This window comes from Aliiroseovarius sp. YM-037, from assembly GCF_048060095.1.
In the GTDB taxonomy this organism is placed as follows: Bacteria; Pseudomonadota; Alphaproteobacteria; order Rhodobacterales; family Rhodobacteraceae; genus JBLUOA01.
The window spans coordinates 167,677-182,513 of record NZ_JBLUOA010000003.1 but is presented as its reverse complement, the minus strand read 5'-3'; the positions used below and the strand labels follow the sequence as shown (position 1 = coordinate 182,513).

At 60.2% G+C, this 14,837-nt stretch carries 17 protein-coding genes; 4 read left to right on the top strand and 13 right to left on the bottom strand.

Annotated features, from left to right (window positions below):
* Nucleotides 1-44 precede the first annotated feature (44 nt).
* On the top strand, nucleotides 45-1,163 hold the full coding sequence (ald, locus tag ACEWPJ_RS14110) for an alanine dehydrogenase (protein WP_416513749.1): 1,119 nt from the start codon (nucleotides 45-47) through the stop codon (nucleotides 1,161-1,163).
* Between the two features lie 58 nt (nucleotides 1,164-1,221).
* On the opposite strand, the gene mscL is transcribed toward ald, so the two are convergent.
* A complete protein-coding gene (mscL, locus tag ACEWPJ_RS14105) occupies nucleotides 1,222-1,617 on the bottom strand; it encodes a large-conductance mechanosensitive channel protein MscL (protein ID WP_416513748.1) in 396 nt (131 codons plus the stop codon).
* A 150-nt stretch (nucleotides 1,618-1,767) separates the two neighbouring features.
* On the opposite strand from mscL, the gene ACEWPJ_RS14100 reads away from it, so the two are divergent.
* On the top strand, nucleotides 1,768-2,469 hold the full coding sequence (locus ACEWPJ_RS14100) for a glutathione S-transferase N-terminal domain-containing protein (protein WP_416513747.1): 702 nt from the start codon (nucleotides 1,768-1,770) through the stop codon (nucleotides 2,467-2,469).
* On the opposite strand, the gene ACEWPJ_RS14095 is transcribed toward ACEWPJ_RS14100, so the two are convergent.
* From ACEWPJ_RS14095 to pyk, 8 genes are all read right to left on the bottom strand, one after another.
* The gene (locus ACEWPJ_RS14095) at nucleotides 2,466-2,915 is read right to left on the bottom strand and encodes a YtoQ family protein (protein WP_416513746.1); all 450 of its coding nucleotides are present in this window, start codon (nucleotides 2,913-2,915) and stop codon (nucleotides 2,466-2,468) included. The two genes, ACEWPJ_RS14100 and ACEWPJ_RS14095, sit on opposite strands and share 4 nt — an antisense overlap.
* Nucleotides 2,916-2,971: 56 nt before the next feature.
* Nucleotides 2,972-5,368, bottom strand: a complete 2,397-nt coding sequence (gene pheT, locus ACEWPJ_RS14090; RefSeq protein ID WP_416513745.1) for a phenylalanine--tRNA ligase subunit beta — start codon at nucleotides 5,366-5,368, stop codon at nucleotides 2,972-2,974.
* Entirely contained in the window at nucleotides 5,365-5,715 is a 351-nt protein-coding gene (locus ACEWPJ_RS14085) for a DUF2513 domain-containing protein (RefSeq protein WP_416513744.1), read from the bottom strand. Before ACEWPJ_RS14085 ends, pheT begins: the two co-directional genes overlap by 4 nt.
* A complete protein-coding gene (gene pheS, locus ACEWPJ_RS14080) occupies nucleotides 5,712-6,785 on the bottom strand; it encodes a phenylalanine--tRNA ligase subunit alpha (protein WP_416513743.1) in 1,074 nt (357 codons plus the stop codon). The genes ACEWPJ_RS14085 and pheS overlap by 4 nt, the downstream gene beginning before the upstream one ends.
* A 118-nt stretch (nucleotides 6,786-6,903) precedes the next feature.
* The gene (gene rplT, locus ACEWPJ_RS14075; protein ID WP_416513742.1) at nucleotides 6,904-7,266 is read right to left on the bottom strand and encodes a 50S ribosomal protein L20; all 363 of its coding nucleotides are present in this window, start codon (nucleotides 7,264-7,266) and stop codon (nucleotides 6,904-6,906) included.
* Between the two features lie 14 nt (nucleotides 7,267-7,280).
* A complete protein-coding gene (gene rpmI, locus ACEWPJ_RS14070; protein ID WP_416513741.1) occupies nucleotides 7,281-7,481 on the bottom strand; it encodes a 50S ribosomal protein L35 in 201 nt (66 codons plus the stop codon).
* A 127-nt stretch (nucleotides 7,482-7,608) separates the two neighbouring features.
* The gene (locus ACEWPJ_RS14065; RefSeq protein ID WP_416513740.1) at nucleotides 7,609-7,833 is read right to left on the bottom strand and encodes a hypothetical protein; all 225 of its coding nucleotides are present in this window, start codon (nucleotides 7,831-7,833) and stop codon (nucleotides 7,609-7,611) included.
* 30 nt (nucleotides 7,834-7,863) lie between these two features.
* Nucleotides 7,864-9,309: a pyruvate kinase gene (gene pyk / locus ACEWPJ_RS14060; RefSeq protein WP_416513739.1), complete on the bottom strand. Its 1,446-nt coding sequence runs from the start codon at nucleotides 9,307-9,309 to the stop codon at nucleotides 7,864-7,866.
* Nucleotides 9,310-9,420: 111 nt separating this feature from the next.
* Here pyk and ACEWPJ_RS14055 point away from each other — a divergent pair, with 111 nt between their 5' ends.
* Together ACEWPJ_RS14055 and ACEWPJ_RS14050 are read left to right on the top strand one after the other, a co-directional pair.
* The gene (locus ACEWPJ_RS14055; RefSeq protein WP_416513738.1) at nucleotides 9,421-10,203 is read left to right on the top strand and encodes an N-formylglutamate amidohydrolase; all 783 of its coding nucleotides are present in this window, start codon (nucleotides 9,421-9,423) and stop codon (nucleotides 10,201-10,203) included.
* A gap of 15 nt (nucleotides 10,204-10,218) precedes the next feature.
* Nucleotides 10,219-10,509, top strand: a complete 291-nt coding sequence (locus ACEWPJ_RS14050) for a DUF1244 domain-containing protein (RefSeq protein ID WP_416513737.1) — start codon at nucleotides 10,219-10,221, stop codon at nucleotides 10,507-10,509.
* Here ACEWPJ_RS14050 and ACEWPJ_RS14045 read toward each other — a convergent pair.
* The 4 genes from ACEWPJ_RS14045 to dgcN all read right to left on the bottom strand — a co-directional run bounded on the left by ACEWPJ_RS14045 (nucleotide 10,506) and on the right by dgcN (nucleotide 14,636).
* The gene (locus tag ACEWPJ_RS14045; RefSeq protein ID WP_416513736.1) at nucleotides 10,506-11,669 is read right to left on the bottom strand and encodes an AI-2E family transporter; all 1,164 of its coding nucleotides are present in this window, start codon (nucleotides 11,667-11,669) and stop codon (nucleotides 10,506-10,508) included. The genes ACEWPJ_RS14050 and ACEWPJ_RS14045 overlap by 4 nt on opposite strands.
* An 86-nt stretch (nucleotides 11,670-11,755) precedes the next feature.
* Nucleotides 11,756-12,610 carry a D-amino-acid transaminase gene (locus tag ACEWPJ_RS14040; RefSeq protein WP_416513735.1) on the bottom strand — a complete coding sequence of 285 codons (855 nt, stop codon included), beginning with the start codon at nucleotides 12,608-12,610 and terminating at the stop codon, nucleotides 11,756-11,758.
* 4 nt (nucleotides 12,611-12,614) lie between these two features.
* Nucleotides 12,615-13,580 carry an N-acetyl-D-Glu racemase DgcA gene (gene dgcA / locus ACEWPJ_RS14035; protein WP_416513734.1) on the bottom strand — a complete coding sequence of 322 codons (966 nt, stop codon included), beginning with the start codon at nucleotides 13,578-13,580 and terminating at the stop codon, nucleotides 12,615-12,617.
* Between the two features lie 54 nt (nucleotides 13,581-13,634).
* Nucleotides 13,635-14,636, bottom strand: a complete 1,002-nt coding sequence (dgcN, locus tag ACEWPJ_RS14030) for an N-acetyltransferase DgcN (RefSeq protein WP_416513733.1) — start codon at nucleotides 14,634-14,636, stop codon at nucleotides 13,635-13,637.
* Between the last annotated feature and the right edge of the window lie 201 nt (nucleotides 14,637-14,837).

Below are 14,837 nucleotides of genomic sequence, written 5' to 3'. Positions count from 1 at the left end.
AAATTTGCCAGAGTGCGCGCAGAAATTTTAGGGAGGAGAGCCCCATGAAAATCGGATGCCCGAAAGAGATCAAGCCGCAGGAATTCCGCGTCGGCATGACCCCGAACGCCGCGCAAGAAGCTGTCGCGCATGGCCACGACGTCGTTATCGAAACCAGCGCCGGGGTCGGCGCAGGTTTCCCGGACGAGGACTATATCGCCGCTGGCGCGAAAATCCTCGGCACTGCGAAAGAGGTGTTTGAACAGGCCGACATGATCGTGAAGGTCAAGGAGCCGCAGCCCGGCGAACGCAAGATGCTTCGCGAAGGCCAGTTGCTGTTCACCTATCTGCATCTCGCCCCCGATCCCGAGCAAACCAAAGACCTGCTGGAAAGCGGCGCGACCTGCATCGCCTATGAAACGGTTACCGATGATCGCGGCGCGCTACCGCTGCTTGCCCCTATGTCCGAGGTTGCCGGGCGGTTGGCCCCGCAGGTCGGCGCATGGACGCTGCAAAAGGCAAACGGCGGGCGCGGCGTTCTGATGGGCGGCGTCCCCGGTGTTGGCCCCGCACGCGTTGTCGTGATCGGTGGCGGCGTCGTCGGCACCCACGCAGCCAAAATCGCTGCTGGCATGGGCGCGGACGTCACCGTACTCGACCGGTCTCTGACCCGCCTGCGCTATCTCGACGATGTCTTTGGCGGCACGTTCAAAACCAGCTACGCCTCTGCTGGCAACACGATCGAGCTTGCCCAGCAGGCCGACATGATTATCGGTGCTGTCCTGATCCCCGGCGCCGCCGCGCCGAAACTGATCAGCCGCGCGCAATTGTCAGAGCTGAAACCGGGCGCAGCATTGGTGGACGTTGCAATTGACCAAGGCGGTTGCTTTGAAACGTCAAAGGCAACCACACACCAAGATCCGGTCTATGAAGTCGACGGCATCATGCACTACTGCGTCGCCAACATGCCAGGTGCGGTTGCCCGCACCTCAACCATCGCGCTTGGCAACGCCACGATGCCATTCATGCTGTCCCTTGCGGATAAGGGCTGGCGCAAGGCGTGCGAAGATGACCCGCACCTGCTGAACGGCCTCAACGTCCATGCCGGAGAGTTGACCTACTACGCCGTCGGCAAGGCGCTCGGGATCGACGTCGTTTCCCCACAGATCGCGCTGAAAAAGTAACGATAAAAAAGGCCCGCCAAACCGGCGGGCCTTTTCATTTTCGAACATCCCGCAGCAATCAGCGTTTCGCGAGCGAGTCCCGAATTTCAATCAGCAGATCGGTTTCGCTCGGCCCGGTTTCGACTTCCGGTTCAACATCATCGGGCTTCTCAGCTGCTGCTTTCACCTTGTTGACGTAGCGCACCAGCATGAACACGACCCACGCGATGATCAGGAAGTTGATCAGCGCCATGATGAAGTTACCGTAGGCAAAAACGCCAGCGTCTTCGCCGTCGCCAAGTGGGATTCCCATACTTGAGAAATCCACACCACCCATGAAAAGACCGATGATCGGGTTGATCAAATCTTCGACCAGCGACGTCACAATCGCGGTAAACGCCGCGCCGATAATGATACCGACGGCCATATCCATCACATTGCCCTTGGCAATGAAATCCTTGAACTCACTCAACATTGCATTTCCTTCCTGTCCCACAAAAAACGGCGCCGATCCCATTCTGTTCATCAGCGCACGTTAACTATGCGGGAAAATGCAGGAAAAATCATCTGGAACTATGGGAAAACGTGCTTAGTTCTCCCCTCTGACACCAGAAGGGCGCACAGAATGACAAAACTCACAGATTTTCCGATTGCAAAGCACTGGCCACCGAAAGACCCGGACGCGATCCAGCTTTATTCGTTCACCACTCCGAACGGCGTGAAAGCCTCCATCGCGCTTGAGGAGATGGGCCTGAAATACGACGCCCACAAGGTGTCGATCATGGATAACGACCAGTTCACCGAAGCGTTTCTATCGCTGAATCCAAACAATAAAATCCCCGCGATCATCGATCCGAACGGTCCGGGCGGCGCCGCTTTGCCGTTGTTTGAATCGGGTGCTATCCTGATTTACCTCGCCGAGAAGACCGGCAAATTATTGCCGAAAGACCCGGCTATTCGCTACGAAGTGCTGCAATGGCTAATGTTTCAGATGGGTGGCGTCGGCCCGATGTTCGGGCAAATGGGCTACTTCGTGAAATTCGCCGGCTCGGAAATCGAAGACCGTCGGCCCGCCGAAAGATACATCAACGAATCCAAACGGCTGCTGGGCGTGATCGACAAGCAGCTTGTCGGACGTGACTGGATTGCTGGGGATTACTCCATCGCCGACATCGCCATCGCGCCGTGGCTGCGGACGGTGCGCGATTTTTATGAGGCGGGGGAACTCGTCGAATGGGACAAGCTCGAACGCGTGCCCGCTTACCTCGACCGCTTCCTTGATCGCCCAGCCGTTCAGGCCGGGCTGGTTAATCCACCCCGCGACTAACCCGGCAGCGCACCGGTCAGAACGTAGCGCAAAATCTCAACCACCTGACGCGGCTCCTTTGCCACGGCAAGCGCTGCCGCGTCGACCTCTTTCAGCGGATGCTGATGCTCGGGCCCGTGCAGCACGATCAGCGATTTGCCGAGCGCTGCGGCATATCCCGCATCAAACGCCGCATTCCACTGCTTGTATTTCTCGCCAAACCGCACGACGACGACATCCGCATCCGCAATCCCCTTGCGGGTACGGATTGCGTTGACCATCGCACCCTTGTGGTCATGCCAATACTTGCTGTCTTCGGCCCCAAGGATCGCGACCCCGCAATCATCGCTCGCATCATGATCCGTCACCGGGCTGTCAAAACTCACGTCGAGCCCCTGCGCACCTTCGACAATCTGCTCGCGCCAGTCCGTGTGAATCTCACCCGACAGATAAACCTTCAACGTCATGTCATCACTCCTTCGCAGCGCCCAGTTTCATCTTGCCCAAAATACTCAATCCCGCCCTAACCGCGCAACGCGCCGCCGGTGGCTTTGGACACTTTCTCGACAACCTTAACCGCAACCGCTTCGATATCCGCTTCGGTCAAGGTCTTGTCCACCGGCTGCATCCGCACCGTGATGGCGAGCGATTTTTTCCCTTCGCCCAGCGATCCGCCGATGAATTCGTCAAACACACGCACGGATTCGATCATTGCCTTGTCAGCGCCCGCCGCGGCATTCACCAGCGCTTGCGCCTCGACACTCGCATCCACGACAAAGGCAAAATCACGCTCCACCGCTTGCAAAGTGCTGGCCTTCAGCGCGGGCCGGGTCGTTGCCTTCGATTTCGGGAACGGCACATTCGCCAGATGGATCGCGAAAGCCACGACTGGCCCCTTCACGCCCATCGCTTCAATCGCGCGAGGATGCAACTCACCGAACGCCCCCAGCACGTTTTTTGGACCCAAAGACACCTTCGCCGACCGCCCCGGATGCCACCATTCGTTCACATCGCGCAGGTAGGTCAGCTTGGCGGGCGCGCCGATGGCGGACAGCACCGCCTCTGCGTCCGCCTTGGCATCGAACGTGTCAACCGGGCGGCGCGTGCCAAGCCGGTCTTTCGGTCCGCTATGCCCGACGAGTATCCCGGTGACGAGCACTTCCTGCTCCTCCGGCTCCGCACCGTGAAACACCGGGCCGACCTCAAACAGTGCAAGGTCCATGTAGCCCCGCGCCTGATTGCGAGCGGCGGCTTGCAGAAGCCCCGGCAACAGCGACGGGCGCATATGGCTCATCTCGGATGAAATCGGGTTGGCGAGCATCGTCGCATCGTCGCCACCGCCAAACTGCTTCGCCCCGGCCTTATCGACAAAGCTGTAGGTCACACATTCGTTGTAGCCGAGCGCCGCCATCGTCCGCCGCGCGGTCCATTCGCGTTTCTGGATCGGCGTCAGGATCGGGCGCGGAACGCCTGCGCTGACGCGGCCAAGAGGCTTGCCCTCAAGCTTGGTCAGGGAGGCAACACGCGCGACCTCCTCGACCAGATCGGCCTGCCCTTGCACATCGGGCCGCCAGCTTGGGACGTGGGCCATGTCGCCCTCCATCCGGAAGCCGAGCGCGGTCAGTGTTTCCCGCTGCTCCTCCGCCGGGATTTCCATGCCAACCAGCGACACCACACGGGCCGTATCCAGTTCATAGGCCCGGTCGGTATCCGGCACCGCCCCCGCCTGGATCAACTGGCTGGCCTCGCCACCCGCATTGTCCACTATCATCCGCACCGCGTGTTCCAGCCCTTCAGGCGTGAACGCCGGATCGACGCCGCGTTCAAACCGATACCGCGCGTCTGAATTGATCTTCAGCGCCCGGCCCGTATGGGCGATCTGCACCGGGTCCCAATAGGCCGATTCAACGAACACGTTCACCGTGTCTTCGGTGCAGCCGGTGGCCAGCCCACCCATGATCCCGGCGATGCTCTCTGGTCCTTCGTCGTCCGAAATGACCATATGCCCCGCTTCGAACATGTATTCCTTGTCGTCGAGCGCCATCAGGGTTTCACCCCCCTTCGCGCGATGCACCCGCAGCCCGCCCTTGACCTTATCCAGATCAAAGACATGCAACGGCCGGTTCCGGTCATAGGTGAAGAAGTTCGTCACATCGACGAGGAAGCTGATGGGCCGCAGCCCGATGGCGCGCAGCACGTCCTGCAGCCACTGGGGACTCGGCCCGTTCTTCACGCCCCGGATCACGCGCCCGCAGAACAGCGGGCAACCGTCAAGCGTATCGTCGTCGATCGTGACGGTCATATCGCTGTCGAACGCCGCAGGCACGGGTTCGACATCCCGCGCTTTCATCGTGCCGAGTCCCCGCGCCGCCAGATCGCGGGCAATCCCCCGCACGCCAAGCGCATCGGGGCGGTTCGGGGTGATCGCGATCTCAATCACCGGATCGACTTTGGCAGGGTCGTTTTCAGCGAGCCAGTCGATGAACTTGTCCCCGACCTTGCCGGAGGGCAGTTCGATGATGCCGTCATGTTCGTCCGAAAGCTCCATCTCGCGCTCGGAACACATCATGCCGTGGCTCTCAACGCCGCGGATTTTGCCAACCTGAATGGTGGTGTCGATGCCCGGAATATACATGCCCGGCTTGGCGATCACGACGATGATCCCTTCGCGCGCATTCGGCGCACCACAGACGATCTGCTTGATGCCCTCGTCAGTTTCGACCTGACACACCCGCAGCCGATCCGCATCCGGATGCTGCTTCGCCTCTTTCACAAGCCCAAGCGTAAACGCCCCGAATTTTTCGAGCGGATTTTCGATGCCTTCAACCTCAAGCCCGAGGTCGGTGAGGGCATAGGCAATCTCATCCACAGAAGCCGTGGTGTCGAGGTGGTCTTTCAGCCAGGAAAGTGTGAATTTCATATTTTTATTCCCAGTTTTTCGTTGGCTTCCTGCTTGACGTAGGCGATAGCCAAGTCCCTTACTAGACCAATTGTCATGCCACCGACCTTCGCGGCACCGTTCTTCGTTTTTTTCCAGATTCCATCATCTCGTATGGCGTCCAAATAGTCGTGCCCGGCAGACGTCATCCGATATCCGTACTTCCCTTGTCTTGTAAGCAGTCCCTGATCCATCATTAGGCGTCGATGGTAAGCTCTGGCATCTTCGTCGTCCGCTTCATCACCATCGCAGGTCTCGATGAACTGCCAATCATCCGACTCTTCCAATGCGAAGAGGATGTCACGAATTAGATCAAGGTTGCGCTTCACCCGCTCACACCCCCATGCAAATTCGGCTGCTGCAACGCGCCGAACCCGTAATGCCGCAGCCAGCGCAGGTCTGAATCAAAGAACGCCCGCAAATCTGGGATGCCGTATTTCAGCATGGCGATCCGGTCGATGCCCATGCCAAAGGCAAAGCCCTGCCATTCTTCGGGGTCGACGCCCGCAGCGGTCAGCACCTTCGGGTGCACCATGCCGGAGCCGAGCACTTCCATCCAGTCGTCGCCCTCGCCGATCTTTAGCTGTCCATCGACCCACGAACACTGGATGTCGACCTCTGCCGACGGCTCCGTAAACGGGAAGTGGGACGCGCGGAACCGGGTCTTGATACCGTCGATTTCAAAGAACGCGGCAAAGAATTCTTCCAGCACCCATTTCAGGTTCGCCATCGAGATATCCTTGTCGATGGCAAGCCCTTCGATCTGGTGGAACATCGGCGTGTGCGTTTGGTCGTAATCGGCCCGGTAAACTCGCCCCGGCGCGATGATGCGGCAGGGGGCGCCGTTGTCCTGCATATGCCGGATCTGCACGGGGCTGGTGTGGGTGCGCAAGACGTGCGGCGGGCGGTTGTCGCCATCCTCGCGGTGCATGTAGAACGTATCCATCTCAGCCCGTGCGGGGTGATGGCTGGGGATGTTCAACGCGTCGAAATTATACCAGTCGCTTTCGATCTGCGGCCCCTCGGCCACGGCGAAACCCATGTCGGCAAAGATCGCCGTGACTTCTTCCGTCACCTGGCTGACCGGGTGGATCGTGCCCGTGCGCCGGGGGCGGCCCGGCAGTGTCACGTCAAGCCATTCGGTCGCCAGTCGCGCGTCCAACGCCGCGTCACCAAGCGCCGCTTTCTTCGCGGACAGGGCCGAACTGATCTCATCCTTCAGGGCGTTCAGCTTCGGCCCGGCGACCTGCCGTTCCTCTGGCGTCATCTTGCCCAGTTCGCGCATTTTCAGGGACACTTCGCCCTTCTTGCCGACCGCCTGCACGCGCAAGTCTTCCAGCGAATTTTCATCCGCGGCACCAGCGATTGCGTCGAGATATTTTTGCCTCAGATCGTCCATCGGGCTTCCCTTTGGTTTTGCTTACGTCCTGCTAACTTCACAGGGCTGAAAGCGCAAGAAGCCGCGAGACCCGTAAAGGTCCGCGGCTTCCAAACTGTCCCTCAGAAATGAGGTCTGCTTACGCGAGCGCGGCCTTCGCCTTTTCGACGATGGCGCCAAACGCTTCGGGCTCATGCACGGCCAGATCGGCGAGGACTTTGCGGTCCACCTCGATGCCAGCCAGCGACAGGCCATTGATGAAACGGCTGTATGTCAGCGCTTCGTCGTGGCCCCGCACAGCCGCGTTGATCCGCTGAATCCACAGCGCGCGGAAGTTGCGCTTGCGGTTCTTGCGATCGCGTGTTGCGTATTGGTTTGCTTTGTCGACTGCCTGCGCGGCCACCTTGAAGGTGTTCTTACGACGGCCGTAATAGCCTTTCGCAGCGTCGGTGATTTTCTTGTGACGGGCGTGGGTTACTGTCCCACCTTTAACGCGTGCCATTGATCAAATCCTCCTTAGCGCGAATACGGCATCATCGGCTTGATGATCTTTTCATCAGCCTTTGACAGAACCGTGGTTCCACGCGCGTCGCGCAGGAATTTGTTGGTGCGTTTGATCATGCCGTGGCGCTTACCGGCCTGACCGGCCTTCACGCGGCCGCTGGCCGTGATCTTGAACCGCTTTTTGCAGCTCGATTTCGTCTTCATTTTGGGCATTTCCGTCTCCTCAGTTTCGGGCGGTTAACACACGACTCGGCATGCCACTTCGGGCCGGTCGCGCGGTCAGAAGCCGCCGTATAAGCGGCATCGTCAGGTCTTTCAAGAGGAAATAACGCTAAAAAGGCTAGTTCAGATAGCGATCAACCACCCGCGAAAAAGCCGAGGGGATATCCTGTATCGTATACCCGCTCGGCTTTTGTTTCATCGCATAGACGATCATCGCGCCGGAAATCACTATCATAATCATCGCAACCCGGGGCGCCCGCGCATGCGAAAACGCCCCGATAATCGACGGAATAGCCAAACCGCCAAGCACAATACCAACAACGAATACGAGATCTGTATCCATTCTCCACTCCGCACCACTCTCGGTGCGAAATTACTCGGGATCGGCGGCGTAAAGCAATCTTTCTTCGCAGGGTGCGACACGTAAGATGTTGGTTGTGCCCGGAATGTTGAACGGCACACCGGCGGTAACGACGATCTGATCCTGCTCGCTGGCGTAGCCTTCGGACCGGGCGGCGCGCGCGGCGCTGACAACGGCGGCCTTAAATCGGTCCACCGTTCCCGTCACCACGCAGTTCGTCCCCCAGCTAAGGCACAAACGCCGGGCCGTGCCGGTCAACGGCGTCAGCGCGAGGATCGGAACCTGCGGCCGTTCCCGCGCGACAAGCAGCGCCGTCGTGCCGGATTGGGTAAAGCAGCAGATCGCCTTGATGTCGGCGGTTTCCGCGATTTCCCGTGCCGCAACGACGATGCCATCGGCGACGCTGTTACGTTCGACCCGGCGGCTCGCTTCAATCACTTCGCGGTAGGTCGTATCGTTTTCAACCTCAATCGCCACGTTATTCATCGTCGTAACCGCTTCGATCGGATAACTGCCGGCTGCTGATTCCGCCGACAGCATGATCGCGTCGGTGCCTTCGTAGATCGCGGTCGCAACATCCGACACCTCGGCGCGGGTCGGCACCGGGCTTTCGATCATGCTTTCCAGCATCTGCGTCGCGACGATCACCGGTTTCGCAGCGGTCCGGCATGCCCGGATCAACCGCTTCTGGATTGGCGGCACGTTCTGAACCGGGAGTTCCACACCAAGGTCGCCACGGGCGACCATGATGCCGTCCGACGCTTCGAGGATTTCCGCAAAGCTCGCCACCGCTGACGGTTTTTCGATCTTCGACAGGATCGCGGCGCGGCCCTTCGCAAGTTCGCGCGCCTCTTCGACGTCTGCGGCACGCTGCACGAAGGACAGCGCCAGCCAGTCAACGCCAAGCTGGCACACGAATTCGAGGTCTTTGCGGTCTTTTTCCGACAGCGCGGCAAGGGGCAGGACCACGTCGGGCACGTTCACGCCTTTGCGGTTGGAAATCGTGCCACCGACTTCGACTGTGCAATCGGCGAAATCCGCGCCGCATTCGTTCACACGCAGCCGGATCTTTCCGTCGTTGACCAGCAGGGTCGATCCCGGCTCAAGCGCTGCGAAAATCTCTTTGTGGGGCAGGCAGACGCGGCTGGCATCGCCCTCAGCCTTGTCGAGGTCCAGCCGGAACGCGGCGCCCTCTTCAAGCTCCTCCTCACCATTTGCAAAGACGCCACAGCGCAGTTTTGGCCCCTGCAGGTCAGCGAGAATGGCGATCGGGTGGCCCCGGTCCTTTTCGATCTGACGGATGATTGAATGGCGCGCGCGAATCTCTTCGTGGTCGCCGTGGCTCATGTTCAGACGAAAGACGTCTGCACCGGCCTCTGACAGCGCGTGGATGGTCTCGTAGTCATTGGAAGCGGGCCCCAGAGTGGCCACTATCTTTACATTGCGAAGGCGTCTCATACTGCCTCGTTCCTCATGTGGTTCAACTTGTCTGGTGGGCCGGGGCCATGTATGACGCAATTCCATTCTGGTGACAACTGGCGCTTTTTGACGCCTCTGAGCAGTGTGGACATGACCGATTACAATGACATTCAGATGACATATCACCAGCCAGCGACTTACCATCCGTTCCATATTTCCGGGCAAGATCGTCCGGGCCGCTGGGTTGTCACCTGCGACCACGCGACGAACACCGTCCCGGTCGAAGTTGGCGGCGGCGACCTTGGCCTGCCGGCCGAAGATATGGACCGCCACATCGCCTATGACGTCGGGGCGGCAGGCGTCACCTGGGCATTGGCCGAGCGGCTGAACAGCCCGGCGATCCTGTCGAACTTCTCGCGCCTCGTGATCGACCCGAACCGGGGTGAGGACGATCCGACCCTTTTGATGCGGCTTTACGATGGCACGATCATCCCGGCAAACCGCTACGCCGATGAGGCCGAGAAGGAACGCCGTCTCAACGCCTATTACCGGCCTTATCACGAGGGGTTAACCAACCTGATCGCCACCCGTACCGCGCCGGTCATCGTGTCGATCCACAGCTTCACGCCCCGGCTGAACGGCCGGCCAGAGCGGCCGTGGCATGTCGGCCTGCTTTACGCGGACGACACTAGGCTGGCGCTGCCACTGCTTGACCGTCTGCGGCATGAAAGCGACCTCTGCGTCGGCGCGAACGAGCCTTATGGCGGCCACCTGCCCGGCGATTCCATAGACCGCCACGCGATCCAGCACGGGCATCCCAACGTGCTGATCGAAATCCGCAACGACCTGATCCGCACCGATGCGCAACAGGTCGCGTGGGCCGACAGGCTCGCTCCGATCCTCAGCGAAACGCTGATCGCCACAAACCTCTGACCCAAGGGCTTTCTCATGGATAAACAAACGCAAACCGAACTCGAAGCCGCCGCCTTCCGTCGCCTGCGCGACCATCTGGCCGAACGGACCGATGTGCAGAATATCGACATGATGAACCTCGCCGGGTTCTGCCGCAACTGCCTGTCCCGCTGGTATCAAGAAGCCGCCGGTGAGCGCGGCATCGAAATGTCGCAGGAAGATGCCCGCGAGGCGTTCTACGGTATGCCCTATGCGGAGTGGAAATCGAAATATATTACCGAGGCAACGGACGCGCAGAAGGAAGCGTTCAAGACGTCACACGGTTAAGCACCGTCAACGGGCGCATCGCGCAACGGATCCAGCCGCGCGCGACCCTCGGCGGCGGCCAGGAAGTTGCCAAGCGTTTGCAGACCCTCCACCCGGTCACACACGACCTTGACGCAAACCAGGAACGGAACCGCCATCAGGGCGCCGGCAACACCCCAAAGCCACGCCCAGAAAACGACCGTGACGAATACCGATACCGTATTCAACTCCAGCCTTCGGCCAAGGATCACCGGCGTCACGATCTGCCCTTCGATGCTTGTGCAGGTCAGATAGATCAGCGGCGCGAGCAATGCGTAAGGCAAGCTGTCAAAGGTGATGATTGCCACCGCCGCAACCAACGCGGTGCCTACCAAAGCGCCGATATAGGGCAGGAAGTTGAACAGAAACGCGACGATCCCCCAGACGATAGGCTGCGGCATCCCGATCAGGGACAGCAACACCGCGATCGACAGCCCCAGCCCTGCATTAATCAGCGTCACTGTCAGCAGATAGCGCGATACGCTGCCTTCGATACCATAGACGATCTGCAAGGCGCGTTTCTTGTCCCCGAATTTCGGGAAGGACTCGATCAGTTTGATGTAGAAAAGATCGCCCGATGCCAACAGGAAGAACGACAGAACAAGCGTGATCGCCGCTGTCGTCAGCACCGTCGCCGCGTTGGTCATCGCGGCGCTCAGGAAGCCGGGCGTTTCGATCGCCACTCGCTGCACCGTCGGGTCACTATTGTCTTCGGCAATCTGCTCGACTTGCTCTGACGCTTCCTGCACCGCCTCGACGGACGTGCTGAGTTCCCGTAGTTTCGTGCGCACTTCCGCGCCAAGCCGCGGGGCGTCTTCGATCCACCCGGTGACGGGGCCGCTCGCGACGTAAGCACCGCCGCCAACTATCCCACCCATCGTCAGGATCAACGCGAGCGCCGTCAGCGGCGGCGGAATGTTCAGGCGTGCCAGCCCGCGCACGACCGGACTTAGGGTCAACGCAATCAGCACACCCAAAATGATTGGCAGGATCACATCCTTGGCGAAATAGGCCGCAATCGTCAGAAGCAGGAACAGAATGCCAAGCAGGCTTCGTCGGATCAGCGTCAGCTCTCTGGCCGTGTTCGCCACCGCATCAATATTCTGTTGCGGCTCGGCAATCGCGCCAGAGTCTTCTGTCATTCCGTTTCAGCCCCAATTCTGTGAATCGGTGCCCAACGCGCGAAACCGTAAACGGTTCCACCAGGGAGAACGGCGAGGCTAGGTCGTCAAACGGCCGCCTTGCGCATCTCGTCAAGATAGATGTCGCGCAGCCGCGTCGCGACCGGCCCCGGCGTGCCGGCGCCCAAGGCCGCCCCGTCAATCTCAACCACCGGCATGACGAAGGAGGAGGCTGAGGTGATAAACGCTTCATCCGCATCCTGCGCCTCGGCAATGGTAAAGGCGCGCTCCTCTACCTTCATCTGCGCTTCTGCGGCAAAGCGCAGCACGGCGGCGCGGGTGATCCCGTGCAGGATGTCATTTGACAATTGCCGCGTGATGATCCGCCCGTCCTTCACAATATAGGCGTTATTCGACGTGCCCTCGGTCACAACGCCATCCTCGACCAACCAAGCATCGTCCACACCGGCCTTCTTCGCCGCCATCTTTGCCATCGACGGGTAAAGCAACTGCACCGTCTTGATGTCCCGGCGGCCCCAGCGGATATCGTCGATTGAGATCACCTTGATCCCCTTTTTCGCAACAGGATTGTCCGCAAGGCCGGGCTTTGCCTGCGTGAACAGCACGAGCGACGGTTCAGCATCCTCTGGATAGGCAAAGTCGCGATCTGCCGCGCCCCGTGTCACCTGCAGGTAAATCAGCCCATCTTCGACCTCATTCACCCGCACCAATTGCCGGTGAATCTCCAGCAGCTCATCCGCCGTGCAGGGCGCTGCCATCTCAAGCTCATCCAGTGACCGCTGCAGCCGCTTCGCATGGCCCGCAAAGTCGATCAGCTTGCCGTCGAGCACGCTCGTCACCTCATAAACCCCATCGGCCATCAGAAACCCCCGGTCAAAGACCGAGATTTTGGCATCCTCTTCCGGCAGGTATTCTCCGTTGACGTAGACGGTGCGGCTCATGGTTTTATCCCCATAGGTCTGCTGATGGGGGGTGCACCCCGGCAGCGTCGAATTGCAATGCGTTGTCGCGGTCTTCGGCCAACAGAAGCGGCCCGTCAAGGTCTGTCACCATCGCCCCTTGCGCCAGCAACACCGCCGGCGCCATCGCGAGCGATGATCCGACCATGCAACCGACCATAATCTCATACCCCTCGGCCCGCGCCGCGTCGCGCAGGGCAAGTGCTTCGGTTAGCCCCCCGGTTTTGTCGAGCTTGATGTTCACCACGTCATACTTGCCCTTGAGCGCCGGAAGGCTCGCCCGGTCGTGACAGCTTTCGTCGGCACAGACCGGCAGCGGGCGGTCGATTTCGCCGAGCATATCGTCCGCGCCTGCGGGCAAAGGCTGTTCGACCAATTGCACCCCAAGACGCAGCAGATGCGGCGCGAGGTCGGCATAGATTTCCGCCGTCCAGCCCTCGTTTGCATCGACGATGATCCGCGATTTCGGCGCCCCGGCCCGAACCGCCTCCAGCCGCAGCATATCATCCGCCGTGCCAAGCTTGATCTTCAACAATGGCCGATGCGCGTGCTTCGCCGCCTGGTCGCGCATCGCGTCCGACGTATCTAATGACAGCGTATAAGCTGTCACCTCTGGCCCCGGAGATGCCAACCCGGCAAGCTGCCAAGCGCGCTGTCCGGCCTGCTTCGCCTTCAGGTCCCACAAGGCGCAATCCACTGCATTCCGCGCAGCACCGGCTGGCAACAACTCCTGCAACGCCATCCGGTCGAGATTCTCAGGCAGCCCCTCGATCTCGGCTGTCACACTTTCAAGCGTCTCGTCATAGCGTGCGTAGGGCACGCATTCGCCCCGCCCGCTGACACCGTCCTCGCTCACCCGCGCGGTCAGCACCTTCGCCTCGGTCCGCGACCCACGGCTGATGGTAAACACCTGCGCTAGCCGAAACACATCACGCGTCACGTCAATCTTCAAAGCGCCACCCACTTCATCTTGCTCAAAATACTCCCGCCGGAGGCTCCCGTCAGATCACAAAGCGCCCAGCGCGTCCACCAATCGCCCGGCCCCGTGCCGATAGGGATCGACCGCGGGCAGCCCCATCCGCGCCTCGACCTTCTCCAGATAGGCGGTCGCCTCGTCATCCGACAGATGCTGCGTGTTGATCGAAACGCCGACAACTTGGACGTTGGGGTTCGCGATCCGTGCCAGTGGCAGGGCGGTGTCGCGCAGCGTCTCCAACGTGGGCAGATCGTAATCCGGCAAACCCCGCATATGGGTGCGGGTCGGCTCATGCGCGAGCACGAGTGCGTCGGGCTGGCCGCCGTGGATCAGCGCCATCGTCACGCCGGAATAGGAGACGTGGAACAAGCTCCCCTGCCCCTCGATATGGTCCCAGTGATCAGGGTCATTGTCGGGCGTCAGATACTCAACCGATCCAGCCATGAAATCCGCGATCACCGCATCCAGAGGCACACCGTGACCCGTGACCAGAATCCCCGTCTGCCCGGTGGCGCGGAAAGTCGATTTCATCCCACGCTCTTTCATCTCGGCGTCCATCGCCAGCGCCGTATACATCTTGCCGACAGAGCAATCCGTGCCAATCGCCAGACAGCGCTTGCCGGTCCTCTTCTTGCCGTTGGCAATCGGATACCAGACGGTCGGCACGCGCACGTCATGCAGCGTGCCGCCAAACATCTGCGCCGCCGCAACCAGATCGCCTTCGTCCCGCAGCAGGTTATGCAAGCCCGATGCGATGTCGTAGCCTTGGGCCAGCGCCTCTTTCAACACCTCTTTCCAAGCCGCCGAAATCACGCCGCCCCGGTTCGCAACGCCGATCACAAGGGTCTTGGCTCCCGCCTCTTTCGCTTCGGCGAGCGTCATGTCCTGCAGTTTCAGATCCGCGCCACAGCCCGGCAGACGAAACTGGCCGACCGCGTTTTCAGGTCGCCAATCCTTGATGCCTTGGGCGACCTTCGCGGCAAGTTGATCCGGCGCGTCGCCGAGGAACAGAAGATACGGTGTTTCAATCATGGCGGTGCTCCTGTCTGTCTGTAGCCGGACTGTGCCCTATCACAAATGAAAGCGCTTCGCTATTTCAACGGCGATCACGGGTATTTTTCAAAGATTATTCGAGGATATCACAGATTGTTCGAAGAATCTCCCGAAACGCCCTCATACTTCGCGCGAGTCGAGGCGCCAGCCAAAGGACATCACTCGCCGATTCTGCACCTG

Excerpts from the sequence above, each read along its gene's own strand:
- ald (WP_416513749.1), top strand. The coding sequence starts at position 45 with ATGAAAATCGGATGCCCGAAAGAGATCAAGCCGCAGGAATTCCGCGTC.
- mscL (WP_416513748.1), bottom strand. The coding sequence starts at position 1,617 with ATGTTGAGTGAGTTCAAGGATTTCATTGCCAAGGGCAATGTGATGGAT.
- ACEWPJ_RS14100 (WP_416513747.1), top strand. The coding sequence starts at position 1,768 with ATGACAAAACTCACAGATTTTCCGATTGCAAAGCACTGGCCACCGAAA.
- ACEWPJ_RS14095 (WP_416513746.1), bottom strand. The coding sequence starts at position 2,915 with ATGACGTTGAAGGTTTATCTGTCGGGTGAGATTCACACGGACTGGCGC.
- pheT (WP_416513745.1), bottom strand. The coding sequence starts at position 5,368 with ATGAAATTCACACTTTCCTGGCTGAAAGACCACCTCGACACCACGGCT.
- pheS (WP_416513743.1), bottom strand. The coding sequence starts at position 6,785 with ATGGACGATCTGAGGCAAAAATATCTCGACGCAATCGCTGGTGCCGCG.
- rplT (WP_416513742.1), bottom strand. The coding sequence starts at position 7,266 with ATGGCACGCGTTAAAGGTGGGACAGTAACCCACGCCCGTCACAAGAAA.
- rpmI (WP_416513741.1), bottom strand. The coding sequence starts at position 7,481 with ATGCCCAAAATGAAGACGAAATCGAGCTGCAAAAAGCGGTTCAAGATC.
- ACEWPJ_RS14065 (WP_416513740.1), bottom strand. The coding sequence starts at position 7,833 with ATGGATACAGATCTCGTATTCGTTGTTGGTATTGTGCTTGGCGGTTTG.
- pyk (WP_416513739.1), bottom strand. The coding sequence starts at position 9,309 with ATGAGACGCCTTCGCAATGTAAAGATAGTGGCCACTCTGGGGCCCGCT.
- ACEWPJ_RS14055 (WP_416513738.1), top strand. The coding sequence starts at position 9,421 with ATGACCGATTACAATGACATTCAGATGACATATCACCAGCCAGCGACT.
- ACEWPJ_RS14050 (WP_416513737.1), top strand. The coding sequence starts at position 10,219 with ATGGATAAACAAACGCAAACCGAACTCGAAGCCGCCGCCTTCCGTCGC.
- ACEWPJ_RS14045 (WP_416513736.1), bottom strand. The coding sequence starts at position 11,669 with ATGACAGAAGACTCTGGCGCGATTGCCGAGCCGCAACAGAATATTGAT.
- ACEWPJ_RS14040 (WP_416513735.1), bottom strand. The coding sequence starts at position 12,610 with ATGAGCCGCACCGTCTACGTCAACGGAGAATACCTGCCGGAAGAGGAT.
- dgcN (WP_416513733.1), bottom strand. The coding sequence starts at position 14,636 with ATGATTGAAACACCGTATCTTCTGTTCCTCGGCGACGCGCCGGATCAA.